The sequence below is a fragment of the Saccharopolyspora sp. NPDC000359 genome (assembly GCF_040300525.1).
Lineage (GTDB): Bacteria > Actinomycetota > Actinomycetes > Mycobacteriales > Pseudonocardiaceae > Saccharopolyspora.
Genome location: NZ_JBEPDU010000012.1, coordinates 22,220 through 38,182, shown reverse-complemented (window position 1 = coordinate 38,182; position 15,963 = coordinate 22,220). Strand labels below are relative to the sequence as shown.

Sequence of the window (15,963 nt, the reverse complement as noted above, 5' to 3'; positions counted from 1 at the left end):
GGTCACCGGTTCTCCTCTCCGACCAGCTGCAGGAACGCGTCCTCCAGCCTCCTGCGCGGCCCAACCTGGTGCACCGAGACCCCGGAGTCCACCAGCACGTTGACCGCGATGGCGGCCTTGTGCCCGGCCAGGTCGGCGTGCACCAGGTCGCCGTCGACCTCCACCTGGCCCAGGCCCTCGATGGTGCGCAGCGCGTCGGCGGCCTGCTGCGGTTCGTCGACCCGGAAGGTGGCCGAGCCGTCGACGGACACGATGTCGGCCACGCTGCCGGTGGTCACCAGCCGACCGTTGTGCATCACCACCACGTGGGTGCAGGTCTGCTCGACCTCGGCGAGCAGGTGGCTGGACACCAGCACGGAGCGCCCGGTGGCCGCGTAGCGGCGCAGGATCTCGCGCATCTGGTGGATCTGCGGCGGGTCCAGCCCGTTGGTCGGTTCGTCCAGCACCAGCAGCTCGGGCAGGCCGAGCATGGCCTGTGCGATCGCCAGCCGCTGCTTCATGCCCTGGCTGTAGGCGCGGACGCGGCGGTGCGCGGCGCTGCCCAGCCCGGCGATCTGCAGGACCTCGTCGAAGCGGGCCTGCAGCATCGGCCGCCCGGTCGCCGCCCAGTAGTACCGCAGGTTGTCCACACCGGACAGGTGCGGCAGGAAGCCCGGCGCCTCCACCAGCGCGCCCACCCGGGACAGCACCGGCGCCCCGGCCACCAGCCGGTGGCCGAAGACCCGGACCTGCCCGGAGCTGGGCTGCAGCAGCCCCAGCATCATCCGCAGCGTGGTGGTCTTGCCCGCGCCGTTGGGGCCGAGCAGCCCGACGATCTGGCCGCGCTCCACCCGGATCGACAGGTCCTGCACGGCGGCTGGCTTGTCCGGGTACGACTTGGTCAGCCCGGAGATCACCAGTGGCGTGTCGGCCAGCAGTGGGTCGAGGTCGTCGCTGCTCTTGCGGCGGATCCGCGAGATCACCCAGGCCACCAGCACCAGCCCGGCCAGCAGCCCGGTGCCCACCAGCGGACCGGTCGGCACGGCGTTGGCGCTGCTGGTGGTGCCGCGCACGGACGGGACCGACACCGCGCCGTCCCCGGCCAGCCCGACCAGGTGCACGGCCGGTTCCTTCGGCAACGAGTAGGCCTGGTCGGTGGTGGTCACCGCCAGCTCAAGGCGGTGGCCGACCTCCAGGGGGTGCACCACACCGGGCAGTGCCACGTCGACCTCGACCGGGGTGCCGTCCGGCGGCAGGCCGGTCACGTGCAGCGGGGAGACCGCGTTGCCGATCAGGGTGCGCTTCTGCTCCGGGTCGACGTCGTAGAGCTTGGCGAACAGCACCGCGCTGCCGGTGCTGGGCTGGCCGGGCACCGAGGCCACCGACAGTCGGGTCCGCGGGGTGCCGGAGACCAGCAGCTGGCTCTCCAGCGGTTCGGTGCGGAACACCGCCGTCTGACCGGGCAGGTCGCGCGCGATCGACTGGCCGAGGCTGCCCGCCGCGTCGAGCACCTGCCCGGCGCCGGGCAGCGAGCTGGTCGTGGCCGGGTTGCCGCCGGGCGGGTTGACCACCTCGGTGGCCGGGCCGCGCAGCGCCAGCGAGAAGCGCGGCGCGCGGTCGGCGCCCTGCACGCCGGGGTAGGCCTCGGCGGTGACGGTGCGGACCGGGATCTCGCCGTTGCGCTGCGGTCGCCCGGCGATGTCGAACTGGAAGCCGGTGCCGGGCGGCGGTCCGGGTTCCACCCCGCCCAGGTGGTGGGCGAACCACTCGGCGATCTGCCCGCGCTGCGCCGGGCCCGGGTCGGCGCCGTCGTGGCCACCGGCGAACCAGGTGGTCTTGACCGGCGCACCTGCCGCCGTGATCTGCCGGGCGTTGGCGTCGGCCTGGTCGAGGCCGAACAGGGTGTCCCGCTCGCCCTGCACCAGCAGCGTGGGCACCTTGATCCGGCTGGTGACCGACTTCGGCGAGACCCGGTCCAGCAGGGCCAGCGTCTCCGCCCCGGCCCGCCCGGTCTGCGCCACCTCGCTGTAGGCCCTGCACACGGCCTCGGTGAAGTTCCCGCAGGTCAGCGGCGGCACCGTCGAGCCGGTCGAGGCGTTCGCGGCACCGCCGCCCGCTTCGGTGTGGTCGATGGGCCGCGGCGCGGTCCCGGCGGCGAACAACAGCCCGGCCCACGCCTGCTTGAACACGCCCTGGTCGTTGAACGACCCGGCGGCCGGGGTCGGGCTGGCGCTGGAGGTGCGGGCCGCGTTGTTGGGCAGCAGCGCCTGGCCGAGGTCGTTGTAGGTCATCACCGGGGCGATGGCGTCGACCCGCGGGTCCTGACCGGCCAGCAGCAGGCTCAGCGCCCCGCCGTAGGAGACACCGGTGACGCCGATCCGCGGATCGCCGTCGCCGTCGCGGGACACCTCGGGTTGGCGGGCCAGCCAGTCCAGCAGCTGCTGGGCGTCCTTGACCTCGTAGTCGGGGTCGTTGAGCGCGATCTCCCCGGTGCTGCGGCCGAAACCGCGGGAGGAGTAGGTGAGGACCGTGAACCCGCGATCCGCGAGTTCCCGCGCCTGCCCGGCGGTGTCCGCCTTGCTGCCGCCGAAGCCGTGCGCGAGCAGGATCGTCGGCGCCGGGGTCTCGATCGGGGCGTAGAGGGTGACGTCGAGCTGGATCCGCTGGTCGTCCTCCGGGCCGTCGACCACGTCGACCATCGCCTCCCGCGGAGGTTCTGGTGCGGCTGGGCGCGGTGGCTCGCCGGTCCACAGGATTGCGGTGAGCACCACCACGGCGAGGCAGGACAGCGCGGCCAGCGCGCGGCGCGTGCGGCGGCGACGGGATGCGGACACGTTTTCGACAGTAGGGGAAGACGGCAGCACCGGTTCGGATCCAGACGAGTGCGAAGACAAGAAGCTATGAACTGGAGACCAAACAGCAACCGGACACCTCGTCGTGCCCGCTGCCGGGGCCTCGCCGCATCCCCGCGTGCGGTCCCGGTCGAGACCGGGTGCCGGTGATCATAACCGCGATCGCCGGGAGATCAATGCCCCAGCGGTCGCGCGCGCGGACGGCCCCGCCACCACCGCTGCCCAGCGGCCGTCGGGGTGACGTGAGGGCGCTTCGCATTGCCGCTGGCAAGCCCGCGCCGTACCGTCCCTGCGTGATGTTCGTTGCTTGTGGCCACCCCTGCTGGTGCCGCGGAGGGCGCATAAGTGACAATCTTGGCAAGTGGAGGGGAGTATTCCTTCGCGGCGGTGCCGTCATCACGGAACTTGCTCGGACAAGCCCGGTGCCGTCGACCGGCCCCAAGCCGGTGGAAGAGACCTCCGGTCCCTTGGCGCACGCCCTGAACCGGAGGTGATTCATGGGTGCCGACGTGACGTTGCTCGCCCAGCAGGCACAACGAGCGGTCGACAAGCTCGACGTCCACTGGTGGGTCTGGGCCGCCACGCTCGGCGGTCTGGCCCTGCTGCTGCTGCTCGACCTGGTGATCGTGGACCGCAAGCCGCACGAGGTCACCACGGGTGAAGCCGCGAAGTGGGTCACCTTCTACGTCGCGTGCGCAGTGCTGTTCGGCATCGGTGTCTGGATCTTCGGCGATGCGCACTTCGCCATCCAGTACTTCACCGGTTACATCACCGAGTACTCGCTGAGCATCGACAACCTGTTCATCTTCATGGTGATCATGTCGAGCTTCGCGGTGCCCTCGATCCACCAGCACCGCGTGCTGCTGATCGGCATCCTGCTGGCGCTGGTGATGCGCGGCATCTTCATCGCCGTCGGCGCCGCGCTGATCGCCCAGTTCGTCTGGATCTTCTTCATCTTCGGCGCGTTCCTGCTCTGGACCGCGTTCAGCATGGTGCGCAAGAAGGACGAGGACGAGGAGTACAGCGAGAACGCCGTGGTCCGCTGGGTCCGCAAGGTGTTCCCGGTGACCGACGACTACCACGGCCACAAGTCGGTCGTGAAGATCGACGGCAAGAAGTTCCTGACCCCGATGTTCGTGGTGATCGTCGCGATCGGCAGCGCCGACCTGCTGTTCGCGGTCGACTCGATCCCGGCGATCTTCGGCATCACCCAGGACCCGTTCCTGGTCTTCGCGGCCAACGCCTTCGCGCTGATGGGGCTGCGGCAGCTGTACTTCCTGCTCGGTGGCCTGGTGGACAAGCTGATCTACCTGTCGGTCGGCCTGGCGGTGATCCTCGGGTTCATCGGCATCAAGCTGATCATCCACGCGCTCCACGAGTACCACCTGGTCCCGGAGTGGTTGGACATCAACAACTGGATGTCGCTGGGCTTCATCGTGGTGGTCCTGGCCATCACGACCTGGGCCAGCCTGGCCAAGGCGAAGAAGAACGACGAGTCGGCCGAGTCCTCGGAGCAGGCCGAGAAGGCCTGACCACTCGGACGTGGGGTGCCCGGGACTCCGCGGAGTCCCGGGCACTTTCGCATCGCGGAAGCGTCAGCGCCAATGCTGGTTCGACAAGCCTGTGGCGAACTGCGTCAAGTGGGGCACCCGCACTCCGAGTGGCATGGGTGGAGGGCGCTGAGGGCGTGCTCCCGCACTGCCGCGCGGAGCGGGCACGGGGTCAGTCCAGGAGCGTGTAGCTCAGCTCCTTGCACACCCGTCCCAATGGGACGTCCAGTCCCGGGTGGCTCAGGGGGAGCAGGACGTCTGGGGAATCTGGGAGTGCTGTGGCTGCTGGTGGGTCCCACAGGCACAGCGACGGGTTTCCCGCGTCCATCGAGGAGCGGTACCAGAGGCCGTCGAGTTCCGGGTAGGCCGCGCGGATGCCGCGGGCCCACGCCTGGGTGCGCAGCTTGGGGCCGGTGGCGATCGCCTGCGAGGCGCCTGCGCGGGTGGGCCACAGGCCGGTCAGGTCCAGCAGCCGCAGCGTCCGACGTGGACGGAACAGCACCAGCTGCGGGCTGCGGGTCCGGCGATCCACTGTGGAAGTCGCCTGGAAAACCTCGGCGATGCAGGTCTGCACCGACAGCGAGAAGTACAGGACGCCGTGCTCGCGGGTGACCGTCGGTCCGCCCTGCGCGTTGGGCAGGTGCGGGTCGAACCTGGCGTGCGGCAGCGGCCCGGCGTAGCGGAAGCTGTTCCACTGCTGGGGGTGGTTGCCCCCGGTGGTGAACACGCGCACCAGGCGAGTACCGGCTGGCACCGCGATCACGTCTTCGGTGCGCCGGAGCATCGCCTGCAGCACAGCGGGAGCAGGCGGCTGGGGTAGCCGTGCCATGGAGGTCCTGGGTGGGTGTCTCGAAGGGTGGGGTGGGTGCTCAGGCCGGGGTGCCGATGGTGGCGGCGAGCTCGGCCGCCCGGTGCGGGTCGCCCCCGGCCAGCAGCCACTCGCGCGGGCTCGCGGGGCGGTCCCCGATCTCGAGGTCCTCCTGCGGCGTGGTCATGAAGTTGGCCAGCACCAGCGCGGGCTGGTCCACGGGCATCACCGCGAGCACGGCGTCCAGCCCGGGCAGCACGTCGGTGTCGGTGAACTGCCAGGCGGGCAGTCGCCACCCACCGCGGTCCTTCCACCCGATCAAGCGGCGTTCGCTGATCCGGTGGCGGATCCGGCTGGTGTCCACCCCGATGCGCTCGGCGGCCTGGTTGACCGAGAGCGCCGTGTCGCGCAGCACCGCCTGCTCGGCGAGGGTGCGCGCGCGGGGGTCGACTTCGGCGTCGTCGAGCGGCGTCAGGTCCAGCCCGGCCTCGCAGAGGGCGACCCGTTCCGCGTCGGTGAAGTGCGCGGCTGGGTCTGCCTGCGGCGAGGTGAGCTTCTTGGCTGCGTCCTCGACGAGGGTCAGGAATTCGTTGGCGGTGACCTTTAAACCGGCACGGGCCAACACGGTCTCCAGCGCGGCTGACATGCCTCCAGGGTAGCGCGGGAACCGGAAAATGTGTGCGCGAACGTGCGCCCGGTGGAAAATCTCACTTTTCGTAGCATGTGGATTGCGGACCGTGATGACCGCGCGGCTCCGGTCGGGTTGCGCCCCACCGTGATCGTGGGCCGGGTGCCCGGACCGGAGCCGCGATCGATTACGGCAGCGTGTCCAAATGCGCCCGAACGGGGTCGGAGAACGCGTTGTCGCTGCTGGCATCCCAGTTGATGGACCAGGTCATCACCCCGCTGAGCTCGGGGTGCGGCTGGTCCGGGGTGTACTGCCCGCAGTCCTCGGCGGCGGTCAGGCAGTTCAGCGCGTTGCCGACCACCGACGGGTCCACGTAGCCGCTCCCGGCGGCCGACGGTGCGGCCGGCAGGCCCAGCGAGACCTGGTCCGGGCGCAGCACCTGCAGCAGTCCGCACGCCTGCGCGGTGATGAAGTCGACCGAGCCCTGGCTGTAGACTTGTCCGTCGCAGCCGTTCATCGACCCCGAGTTGTAGTACTGGGTGTGCACGACGGTGATGACGTCCTTGAGGTTGCCGATCAGCTCCAGGTAGGCGCCGCCGGGCTGCACGTCGAGGGTCTGCGGGGCCATCGTCAGCAGGAAGCCGTCGCCCACCTGTTCGCGCAGCTGCTGCACGGCCTTGGTGGTGTTGGGGACGTTGAGGCCGTGCTCCAGGTCGATGTCCAACCCGTCGATGCCGTAGTCGGTCAGGACCTGCCCCACCGAGTCGACGAAGTTGGCCACGTTGGCCTCGGAGCCCAGGTCGACGTTGCCCAGTTCGCCGCCGATGGAGAGCACGAACGATGTGCCCTCGGCCTTCTTCGCGGCGATGTCGGCCTTGAGCTGCTCGTCGGTGTACCCGCCGAGCGCTTCGGAGAGCTCGGGGTCGACGGTGAAGGTCACCGCGCCCGGTCGGGTCGGGTCGGCGTTGGCGAAGGCCAGTGCGACCAGGTCGTAGTTCGGCGAGATGTCGCTGATCTTCAGCGGCTGGGCGTTGTTGACGAAGTTCTGCCAGTAGCCGGTGAGCTGGTGCTTCGGCAGGGCCTGTGGTTCGGCGGCGGTGGCGGACGGGGCGAGTGCGAGTGCGGTCAGGGCCGCCGCGGCCAGGGTGGCCAGGCGTCTCATCATGCGGACCTCCGGGGGGATCGGTGCCGGACGCGTCTTCGAAAAATGGACTAGACCAGCTGGGCGGTCAACGGTTTGGCGAGGTTGCGAAGCGCGGGAGGGTTGACGCGGCCGGGCAGGGGGCCGTTGACTGGACGTACCGACTGGTCGGTCTCAACGTGGAGGTGGCGTGTTGGGCAGCCCGTACGACGCACGACCCTGGCTGGAGCTCTACGGCGACGAGAACCCCGAGGTGATCGAACCGCGGTGCGGCACCGTGCTCGAGCTGTTCGCCGCCGCCCGGCGCGAGCACCCGGACCGGGTCGCCGTCACCTACTTCGACGGCCGGCTCACCTTCCGCGAGCTCGACGAGCTCAGCGATGGCCTGGCGCAGCACCTCCTCGAACAGGGCGTCGAGGGCGGCGACCGGGTCGCGCTGTATCTGCAGAACGTGCCGCAGTTCCCCATCGCGCTGCTCGCCGCGTGGAAGGTCGGCGCGATCGCCGTCCCGCTCAACCCGATGTACCGCAGCCGCGAGCTGACCAGGATCCTCGCCGACGCCCGGCCCACCGCGGTGGTCTCCTCCGAGCAGGGCTGGCACGACGTGCTCGGCGAGCTCGCGGGACCGGCCGGGGTGCGCGTCGCGGTCACCACCAGCGAACTGGACCTGCAGACCCGCCACGACCCCCGGCTGTTCAGCCGCGCTGAGCGGCGCCCCGCGGCCGGGTGCGCGGACCTGCTGGCCGTCGCGCGGGCGCACACCGGGCAGCGGCCGCCCGCGGTGCAGCTGTCCAGTTCGGACATCGCGCTGCTCGTCTACACCTCCGGCACCAGCGGCGTGCCCAAGGGCGCCACCAACACCCACGGCAACGTCGTGTTCAACGCCGAGGGGATGGCCGTCCGGATCCGCGAGACTGGTGGCGGCGGGATCTTCGGGCTGGCCCCGCTGTTCCACATCACCGGCCTGGTCTGCCAGCTGGGCGGGGCGCTGGCCGCCGGTCGCCAGCTCGACCTGGCGTACCGCTTCGAACCCGGCGTGGTGCTGGACGCGCTCGCCGAGCACCGGCCCTGCTACATGGTCGGGCCGTCCACCGCGTACATGGCCCTGATGAACCACCCGGACGTCACCGCCGACCACTTCTCCTCGCTGCAGCTGGTCTACTCCGGCGGGGCACCGCTGCCCGCCGCGGTGGTCGAGGCCTTCCGGACGCGGTTCGGCCACTACATCCGCAACGGCTACGGGCTCACCGAGACCACCGCCACCGCGACCTCGGTGCCCGCGCACCTGGAGGCCCCGGTGGACGAGGCCTCCGGCACCCTCAGCGTCGGGCTGCCGACATACAACACCGTGCTGCGCATCGTCGACGACGAGGGCGCGGACCTGCCGGTGGGGGAGGTCGGCGAGATCGTCATCGAGGGCCCGATGGTGGTGCCGTCCTACTGGGAGAAGCCGGCCGAGACCGCGGCCGGGATCCGCGACGGGCGGCTGCACACCGGGGACGTCGGGTTCATGGACGCGCAGGGCTGGTTCTACGTGGTGGACCGCAAGAAGGACATGATCAACGCGTCCGGGTTCAAGGTGTGGCCGCGCGAGGTGGAGGACGTCCTCTACGGGCACCCGGCGGTGCGCGAGGTCGCCGTGGTCGGCGTGCCCGACGCCTACCGCGGTGAGACGGTCAAGGCCTACGTGAGCCTGAGCCACGGTGCCTCGGCGAAGCCCGAGGAGCTGATCGCGCACTGCAAGCAGCAGCTGGCGGCTTACAAGTACCCGCGCAGCGTCGAGATCCTCGACGAGCTGCCGAAGACCGCCACCGGCAAGATCCTGCGGCGCCAGCTGCGGGACACCGCCCGGGCGGCGGACTAGCGCGCGTGTGCCGCGCGGTTCCAGGGAGAGTTGCTCGGGTCGCGGAGTCGGCCGAGAAGGAGGAAGTGGATGAGCAAGCGTTTCGACGGGCGGGTGGCGATCGTGACCGGCGCCAGCCGGGGCATCGGCCTGGCCATCGCCGAGCGGTTGGTGGCCGAAGGCGCGAAGGTGACCGTGACGGCGCGCAAGCCCGAGCCGCTGGCCGAGGCGGTGGCCGGGCTGGGCGGCGCGGAGCACGCCCTGGGCATCGCCGGGAAGGCCGACGACGCCGAGCACCAGGCCGAGGCGGTGGCCAGGACGGTCGAGGCGTTCGGCCGGGTCGACCTGCTGGTCAACAACACCGGCATCAACCCGGCCTACGGGCCGCTGCTCGACGTGGACCCCGGCATCGCCCGGAAGTCCTTCGAGGTCAACGTGCTCGCCGCGCTGGCCTGGACCCAGCAGGTGCACCGGGCGGGGATGGGCGAGCACGGCGGGGCGGTGCTCAACGTGTCCTCCGTGGCCGGACTGCGGCCCGCACCGGGCATCGGCTTCTACGGGGCCACCAAGGCGATGCTGGCCTACATCACCAAGGACCTCGCGGTGGAGCTCGGTCCCAAGGTCCGCGTCAACGCCATCGCGCCCGCGGTGGTCAAGACGAAGTTCGCCACCGCGCTCTACGAGGGGCGTGAGGACGAGGTCGCCGCGCAGTACCCGTTGCAGCGCCTGGGAGTTCCGTCCGACATCAGCGGTGCGGCGGCGTTCCTGCTCTCCGACGAGGCCTCGTGGATCACCGGTCAGGTCCTGGTGCTCGACGGTGGCGTGACGCTGAAGGGTGGTGTGTGAGGTGCGGCTGCCCGGTTCGGTCGCGGTGATCACCGGTGCGGGCAACGGCATCGGTGCGGCGATGGCCCGCAGGTTCGCCGCTTCGGGCGCGGAGGTCGTGCTGGCCGATGTGGACGCCGGAGGCCTCCAGCGGGTGGCGGACGAGGTCGGTGGTCTGGCGGTGCCGGGTGACGCGGCGAGCGAGGACGGCGTGCGCGCGCTGGTGGATGCCGCGCTCGGCGAGCACGGGCGGATCGACCTGTTCTGCGCCAACGCCGGGATCTCCCGCGGCGGCGGCCCGGAGGCCGACGAGGTGGCGTGGGCCGACTCCTGGGAAGTCAACGTGATGGCGCACGTCCGGGCAGCCCGCGCGGTGCTGCCGCACTGGCTGGAGCGCGGGGAGGGGCACTTCCTGGCCACCGCGTCGGCCGCCGGTCTGCTGACCATGCTGGGCGCCGCGCCGTACTCGGTGACCAAGCACGCGGCGGTCGGCTTCGCCGAGTGGCTGGCGATCACCTACGCCGACCGCGGCATCACGGCCCAGGCGCTGTGCCCGCAGGGCGTGCGCACGAACATGCTCGGCAGCAGCGGTGACGCGGGCAAGACGTTGCTCGACGACGGTGCGCTGGAACCCGAGCAGGTCGCCGACGTGGTCGCCGACTCGCTGGGCAGTGGCGAGTTCCTCATCCTGCCGCACCCGGAGGTCGCCGACTACTACGCGCTGCGCGCGGGCCAGCCGCAGCGGTGGCAGGCGGGCATGCGCAAGCTCCAGCGCAAGCTGGGATGACGGGCTGGTTCCCGCCGGTCCGCGGTGCAGCGGACCGGCGGGTCGATACGCTGAGCGGGATCGACAGGGGAGGTAGACATGGCGCGGGTGGCCAACGGCCGCACCACCACCGCCACGGCGGCGGCGGGGGATGAGCCGGTCCCGCAGCGACTGCTCTCGGTCGCGACGCGGCTGTTCGCCGAGCAGGGCTACGAGCTGACCTCGGTGCAGCAGATCGTGGACGCCGCCGGGGTCACCAAGGGGGCGATGTACCACTACTTCGGGTCCAAGGACGACCTGCTCTACGAGATCTACGCGCGGGTGCTGCGAGTCCAGCACGCGCGGATGGAGAGCGCGGCGGACAGCGGAGCCCCGGTTCAGGAGCGGCTGCACGCGGTGGCCGCGGACGTGGTCGCCACCACGGCGGCCAACCTCGACGACACCAAGATCTTCTTCCGCTCCATGCACCTGCTGCACCCGGACAAGCAGGCGGAGGTGCGCGCGGAGCGCCGCCGGTACCACGAGCGGGTGTGCGCGCTGATCGAGGAGGGCCAGCGCGCCGGGGTGTTCCGGGTGGACAAGTCACCGGACCTGGTGGTGGACTTCTTCTTCGGCGCGGTGCACCACCTGGGCACCTGGTTCCGCCAGGACGGCGAGCTCACCGGGGAGGAGGTCGGTGCGCAGTTCGCCGACCTGCTGCTGGCCTCGCTGCGCCCCTGATCCGGCTGCGGGCCAACCACTTCCGCCGCCTTGACCGCTCCTGGTCGAGGTGCCAGGTTCGGGGTAGTCGCGGGAGAACACCGACCGCTTCCGGACACTGGTGGTCAGATGAGCAGTTACGCGCAACGCCCCTGGCTCGCCCACTACGGGGACCTCCCACCGGAGATCGAGGTGGAGCACGGCACCGTGCTCGACCTGTTCCGGGCCTCGGTGGCCCGCGCACCTGACGCCGACGCCGTCCGCTACTTCGACGGGCGGCTCACCCTGGCCGAGGTGGACGCGGCCTCCGACGCGCTCGCGGTCGCGTTGCAGGACAACGGTTTCCGGGCAGGTGACCGGCTCGGCGTCTACGTGCAGAACAACCCCGCGTTCGTGGTCGCGGTGGTGGCCGCGTGGAAGGCCGGGGGAGCGGCGGTGGTCATCAACCCGATGAACAAGGCCCGCGAGCTCAGCTTCCTGCTGACCGATTCCGGCGCCACCGCGCTGCTGTGCCTGGACGAGCTGCACGACTCGGTCGCGCGGGAGGTGCTCGCCTCCGGCGCCACGCAGGTGTCCACGGTCATCACGTGCTCCGCGCGGGACTGGCAGACCCGCGACGACCCCCGCGTCATGCCGCCGGCGCGTGCCGGGCAGGCCCTGGACCTGCTCGACATCGTCCACCGCAACGCCGGGCGCGAGCCGGTGGCAGAGCCGCCCGCGCCGGACGACGTCGCGGTCCTCACCTACACCTCGGGCACGACCGGCGAACCCAAGGGCGCGATGAACACCCACGCCGTGATCGCGTTCAACGCCCAGGCCTTCCGCGACTGGATGGGCCTGACCCCGGCCGACAGCGTGCTGGGGGTGGCGCCGCTGTTCCACATCACCGGGCTGGTCGGGCACTTCGCGCTGTCGCTGCTGGTGCCGTGCCCGCTGGTGCTGGCGCACCGCTTCCACCCCGAGGTGGTCCTGGACGCGATCCGGGAGCACCGCCCCACCTTCACCATCGGCGCCATCACCGCGTTCATCGCGCTGGCCGCGGCGGAGGGTGTGTCGGCGGCGGACTTCCGGTCGTTCCGGCTGGTCTACTCGGGCGGCGCGCCGGTGCCCCCGGCGGTGAACCAGCAGTTCCAGTGCGCGACGGGCCACTACATCCACAACGCCTACGGCCTGACCGAGACCACCTCGATCACCCACCTCGTCCCGCCGGGCGCGAACGCCCCGGTGGACCCGACCTCCGGGGCGCTGTCGATCGGGTTGCCGGTGTTCGGCACGGTGGTCCGGATCCTGGACGACGAGGGCGCGGAGGTGCCGGTCGGCGAGGTCGGCGAGATCGCGATCGCCGGACCGCAGGTGGTGCCCGGCTACTGGGGCAGGCCGGAGGCCACGGCGGCGGCGCTGCCGGGTGGCGAACTGCGCACCGGGGACGTCGGGTTCATGGACGCCGAGGGCTGGTTCTACGTGGTGGACCGCAAGAAGGACCTGATCAACGCCTCCGGGTACAAGGTCTGGCCCCGTGAGGTCGAGGACGTCCTCTACGAGCACCCGGCGGTCCTGGAAGCGGCGGTGGTTGGCGTGCCGGACCCCTACCGCGGCGAGACCGTCAAGGCCTTCGTCGCCCTGAAACCGGGCGCGTCGGCGACGGCGGAGGAGCTGGTCGCGCACTGCAGGGACCAGCTGGCCGCCTACAAGTACCCGCGCCAGGTCGAGCTGGTCGCCGAGCTGCCCAAGACGTCGACCGGCAAGATCCTGCGCCGCCAGCTGCGCGACCGGTAGCGGCCCGGTGGCCTGGCAGGCCGGGGGTGCGCCTGCCAGGCCGGGGACCGCCGGTCAGAAGTCGAAGACCACGCCGAGCTCGGAGCGCAGGACGCAGTCGTTGGCGAAGGTCCCCGAGTAGTCGACCGGCGTGCCGTTCCACAGGCCGGTGGCCGTCACCGCCACCGGTCGCCAGATCAGCGGACACGCCGTGCCCGGGGCCTGGGTGGGAACGTCGGCGATGCTGCCGGAGACCTGGTCGAGGACCGCGCAGGCCTCGGCCGGGGTCGGGTGCGAGCCCCCGGCCGGGGAGCAGGTGAGCGTGGTGGTGGCGGGCGTGGTCTCGCCGTGCAGGTCGTGGACGGTGAGGGTGAGCCGGGCGGCCCCGCCCTCGGCGTGCGCGGTGGCGGGCAGCAGTGCTGTGCCGAGGACCAGGGCCGCGGCCGCGGCCGAGCGGCCGATGAGCTGGATCGCAGTCATCGTTTCCTCTTCCTCCTCGTGGGTCGGGAATCGGGCCCGCGGCGGGGTGTTCGCGCGGACCCGCATATCAAGACCCCCGGGCGGAGCGCCGCGTTGTGCGGAATTCGAGCAATCACCAGAACGGTTGGCAGCCGTTGCGGTGAGCTGGTCATCACAGTGTCCAGTGGCTAATTTCCCGCCGCGCAGCAGCGATCTAGCAAGGTTGATCACCGCTGTTCGTCCACAATGGAATACGCAGGTCTGTGTTGGTCCGCGAGGTGGGCGTCGGCTGGCGACGTTATTTCCTGCCCATTTGGTGACGCATTTCATGGGTCTCCGGAAATTTGCTTCCAGAATCAATTCTTCCGCCAGGCCGCTCCTTTTCCTCTCAACACTGTTCTCGCGACTATCGCTTCAGTGCTGACCGAAACCAACCCCGGTCGGCGGCGGCCGGGAGCGCTACGCCGTCGGGGCTTGCGCTGCGTGCGGCCGGGGAGGTTCGCTACCGCTTGCCCTTCCCCTCCCAGCGCAGGAGCGAGCATGAGCGAAACCCGGGCCGCTCGGCCGTCGCGGATCGATCGGGTGCTGAACCTGGTGGAGCGGGTCGGCAACAAGCTGCCCGAGCCCTTCCTCCTGTTCGGACTGCTGTTCCTGGCCGTGGTGGTGGTCTCCACCGCGGTCGCCGCCTTCGGCACCACCGTGCGGATCCCCGGGGACGACGAGGTGACGCCGATCCGCGGCGCGCTCAGCGGCGAGGGCCTGGAGTTCCTGTTCACCGGCATGGCGGAGAACTTCATCGGGTTCCCGCCGCTGAAGACGGTGGTCACGATCATGCTCGCGGTGGGCCTCGCCGAGCGCACCGGGCTGCTCACCGCGCTGATCCGGGTCGCCTTCGGCGGGGCGCCGCGCTGGGTGCTGCCGTACGCGGTCGGACTGGTGGGCATCGCGGCCAGCGTGATGGCCGACTCGTCGATGATCATCATCCCGCCGCTGGCGGCGCTGGTGTTCAAGGCCGCCGGGCGGCACCCGGTGGCCGGGCTGCTGGGCGGGTTCGCCGCCGTCGGCGCGGGCTACTCGACCTCGCCGCTGGTGACCAGCCTGGACGCGCTGTTCGCCGGGATCAGCAACAAGGTCGCCGAGGTGCTGCCGGACCCCGGCACGGCGGTCACGCCGGTGTCCAACTACTACTTCAACCTGGCGTCCTCGATCGTGCTCGGGCTGCTCGCGGGACTGCTGATCGACAAGGTCATCGAGCCGCGCCTGGTGCGCACAGGGGTGCCTCGCGAAGCATCGGAGGAGGGGCCTGCGGTCACGGCGGCGCTGGAACCCGCGGAGCGCCGCGGCCTGGCCTGGGCGGGACTGGCGTTCCTGCTCACCGCCGCCGCGGTGCTGCTGCTGGTGGTGTGGCCGGACTCGCCGCTGCGCAACGACGCCGGTGGTTTCCTGCCCAAGTCGCCGCTGCTGGACTCGGTGACCACGCTGATCTTCCTCGGGTTCGTGGTCCCGGCGATCGCCTACGGCGCGAAGGTGGGCGTGGTGCGGCGGGCCGCGGATGTGCCGAAGCTGATGGCCGATGCGGTCCGGGAGCTGGCCGGGTTCCTGGTGCTGGCGTTCGTGCTCGGGCAGTTCATCGCGCTGTTCAACTGGACGAACCTCGGTTCGTGGGTGGCGGTCTCGGGCGCCGAACTGCTGCGCGCGATCGGCCTGGACGGCTACCCGGCGTTCCTCGGGTTCATGGTGCTGGCCTCGGTGCTGAACCTGTTCATCATCTCCGGGTCCAGCCTGTGGACGCTGATGGCCTCGGTGTTCGTGCCGATGTTCGTGCTGCTGGGCTTCGAACCGGGCTTCGCGCAGGCGGCGTTCCGGGTGGGTGACTCGGCGACCCAGATCATGACGCCGCTGAACCCGTACATGCTCATCATCCTGGGGTACCTGCGCCGCTACGAACCGGCGGCCGGCATGGGCACCCTGGTGGCCCGCATGACCCCGTTCGTGGTCCCGTTCTGGCTGGTCTGGGCGCTGATCCTGACGATCTTCTACTTCGCCGACCTGCCGCTGGGTCCGGGTATGGACATCCGCACCACGCCGTGAGCGGGGCACCCGCGATCCGGGTGCCCCAGGGGCCGGGTGGGTCAGAAGACGACCCGGGAGAGCCCTTCGGCGACGCAGGCGGGCTTCGTGCCGCCTTCGATCTCCACTGTGGACTTGATCGTCAGCTGGACGCCGCCGTCGACCTCGGTGACGTCGGCGAGCTCGGCGACGGAGCGGACGCGGGCGCCGACCGGGACCGGGCTGGGGAAGCGGACCTTGTTCAGGCCGTAGTTGATGCCCATCTTCGCGCCCTCGAACCGGTAGTTCTGCGCGTTCAGCGCGGACAGCAGGCTGAGGGTGAGGAACCCGTGCGCGATGGGCGCGCCGAACGGGCCCTGCTGGGCGCGTTCGACGTCGACGTGGATCCACTGGTGGTCCAGGGTGGCGTCGGCGAACTGGTTCACCTGCTCCTGGGTGATGGTCAGCCACTCGCTGGTGCCGAGCTGCTCGCCCTTGGCGGCGACGATCTCTTCCTTGCTCGTGAACACGCGCACTGCGCGCACCTCCTGTGCCGTGGGGTCGTGAGTGGCGATGGTGGTTAGAGGCACCATCGCCACTCACGAGGTG

At 70.9% G+C, this 15,963-nt stretch carries 13 protein-coding genes; 7 read left to right on the top strand and 6 right to left on the bottom strand.

The window, feature by feature from the left end; translation table 11 throughout:
* Positions 1–2 precede the first annotated feature (2 nt).
* The gene (locus ABT324_RS10540) at positions 3–2,813 is read right to left on the bottom strand and encodes an alpha/beta fold hydrolase (RefSeq protein WP_502949723.1); all 2,811 of its coding nucleotides are present in this window, start codon (positions 2,811–2,813) and stop codon (positions 3–5) included.
* Positions 2,814–3,328: 515 nt separating this feature from the next.
* Here ABT324_RS10540 and ABT324_RS10535 point away from each other — a divergent pair.
* Entirely contained in the window at positions 3,329–4,363 is a 1,035-nt protein-coding gene (locus tag ABT324_RS10535; protein WP_351174762.1) for a TerC family protein, read from the top strand.
* Positions 4,364–4,553: 190 nt separating this feature from the next.
* On the opposite strand, the gene ABT324_RS10530 is transcribed toward ABT324_RS10535, so the two are convergent.
* From ABT324_RS10530 to ABT324_RS10520, 3 genes are all read right to left on the bottom strand, one after another.
* Positions 4,554–5,210, bottom strand: coding sequence for an RES family NAD+ phosphorylase (locus ABT324_RS10530; RefSeq protein WP_195141481.1), 657 nt, complete (start codon positions 5,208–5,210; stop codon positions 4,554–4,556).
* 40 nt (positions 5,211–5,250) lie between these two features.
* Positions 5,251–5,835 carry a DNA-binding protein gene (locus ABT324_RS10525; protein ID WP_351174760.1) on the bottom strand — a complete coding sequence of 195 codons (585 nt, stop codon included), beginning with the start codon at positions 5,833–5,835 and terminating at the stop codon, positions 5,251–5,253.
* 169 nt (positions 5,836–6,004) lie between these two features.
* Positions 6,005–6,982, bottom strand: coding sequence for a chitinase (locus ABT324_RS10520; RefSeq protein WP_351174758.1), 978 nt, complete (start codon positions 6,980–6,982; stop codon positions 6,005–6,007).
* A gap of 169 nt (positions 6,983–7,151) precedes the next feature.
* On the opposite strand from ABT324_RS10520, the gene ABT324_RS10515 reads away from it, so the two are divergent.
* From ABT324_RS10515 to ABT324_RS10495, 5 genes are all read left to right on the top strand, one after another.
* Positions 7,152–8,822, top strand: coding sequence for a class I adenylate-forming enzyme family protein (locus ABT324_RS10515; RefSeq protein ID WP_502949724.1), 1,671 nt, complete (start codon positions 7,152–7,154; stop codon positions 8,820–8,822).
* A 69-nt stretch (positions 8,823–8,891) separates the two neighbouring features.
* Positions 8,892–9,647, top strand: a complete 756-nt coding sequence (locus ABT324_RS10510) for an SDR family oxidoreductase (RefSeq protein WP_351174754.1) — start codon at positions 8,892–8,894, stop codon at positions 9,645–9,647.
* Positions 9,640–10,413, top strand: coding sequence for an SDR family oxidoreductase (locus tag ABT324_RS10505; protein ID WP_351174752.1), 774 nt, complete (start codon positions 9,640–9,642; stop codon positions 10,411–10,413). Before ABT324_RS10510 ends, ABT324_RS10505 begins: the two co-directional genes overlap by 8 nt.
* Before the next feature lie 78 nt (positions 10,414–10,491).
* Positions 10,492–11,112 (top strand): TetR/AcrR family transcriptional regulator, encoded by a 621-nt coding sequence (locus tag ABT324_RS10500; RefSeq protein ID WP_351174750.1) that lies wholly within the window; start codon positions 10,492–10,494, stop codon positions 11,110–11,112.
* A gap of 108 nt (positions 11,113–11,220) precedes the next feature.
* Complete coding sequence (locus ABT324_RS10495) at positions 11,221–12,867, top strand: AMP-binding protein (RefSeq protein ID WP_351174748.1); 1,647 nt, start codon at positions 11,221–11,223, stop codon at positions 12,865–12,867.
* Positions 12,868–12,921: 54 nt separating this feature from the next.
* Here ABT324_RS10495 and ABT324_RS10490 read toward each other — a convergent pair whose 3' ends face one another.
* Positions 12,922–13,326 carry an SSI family serine proteinase inhibitor gene (locus ABT324_RS10490; protein ID WP_351174746.1) on the bottom strand — a complete coding sequence of 135 codons (405 nt, stop codon included), beginning with the start codon at positions 13,324–13,326 and terminating at the stop codon, positions 12,922–12,924.
* A 519-nt stretch (positions 13,327–13,845) separates the two neighbouring features.
* Here ABT324_RS10490 and ABT324_RS10485 point away from each other — a divergent pair.
* Positions 13,846–15,396 (top strand): AbgT family transporter, encoded by a 1,551-nt coding sequence (locus ABT324_RS10485; RefSeq protein ID WP_351174744.1) that lies wholly within the window; start codon positions 13,846–13,848, stop codon positions 15,394–15,396.
* A 41-nt stretch (positions 15,397–15,437) separates the two neighbouring features.
* Here the strand turns inward: ABT324_RS10485 and ABT324_RS10480 are convergent, their stop codons facing one another.
* On the bottom strand, positions 15,438–15,890 hold the full coding sequence (locus ABT324_RS10480) for a MaoC family dehydratase (protein ID WP_351174742.1): 453 nt from the start codon (positions 15,888–15,890) through the stop codon (positions 15,438–15,440).
* Positions 15,891–15,963 lie beyond the last annotated feature (73 nt).

What these genes read in the sequence shown, in the direction of transcription:
- ABT324_RS10535 (WP_351174762.1), top strand. Translation starts at nt 3,329, where the DNA reads ATGGGTGCCGACGTGACGTTGCTCGCCCAGCAGGCACAACGAGCGGTC.
- ABT324_RS10530 (WP_195141481.1), bottom strand. Translation starts at nt 5,210, where the DNA reads ATGGCACGGCTACCCCAGCCGCCTGCTCCCGCTGTGCTGCAGGCGATG.
- ABT324_RS10525 (WP_351174760.1), bottom strand. Translation starts at nt 5,835, where the DNA reads ATGTCAGCCGCGCTGGAGACCGTGTTGGCCCGTGCCGGTTTAAAGGTC.
- ABT324_RS10520 (WP_351174758.1), bottom strand. Translation starts at nt 6,982, where the DNA reads ATGATGAGACGCCTGGCCACCCTGGCCGCGGCGGCCCTGACCGCACTC.
- ABT324_RS10510 (WP_351174754.1), top strand. Translation starts at nt 8,892, where the DNA reads ATGAGCAAGCGTTTCGACGGGCGGGTGGCGATCGTGACCGGCGCCAGC.
- ABT324_RS10500 (WP_351174750.1), top strand. Translation starts at nt 10,492, where the DNA reads ATGGCGCGGGTGGCCAACGGCCGCACCACCACCGCCACGGCGGCGGCG.
- ABT324_RS10495 (WP_351174748.1), top strand. Translation starts at nt 11,221, where the DNA reads ATGAGCAGTTACGCGCAACGCCCCTGGCTCGCCCACTACGGGGACCTC.
- ABT324_RS10490 (WP_351174746.1), bottom strand. Translation starts at nt 13,326, where the DNA reads ATGACTGCGATCCAGCTCATCGGCCGCTCGGCCGCGGCCGCGGCCCTG.
- ABT324_RS10485 (WP_351174744.1), top strand. Translation starts at nt 13,846, where the DNA reads ATGAGCGAAACCCGGGCCGCTCGGCCGTCGCGGATCGATCGGGTGCTG.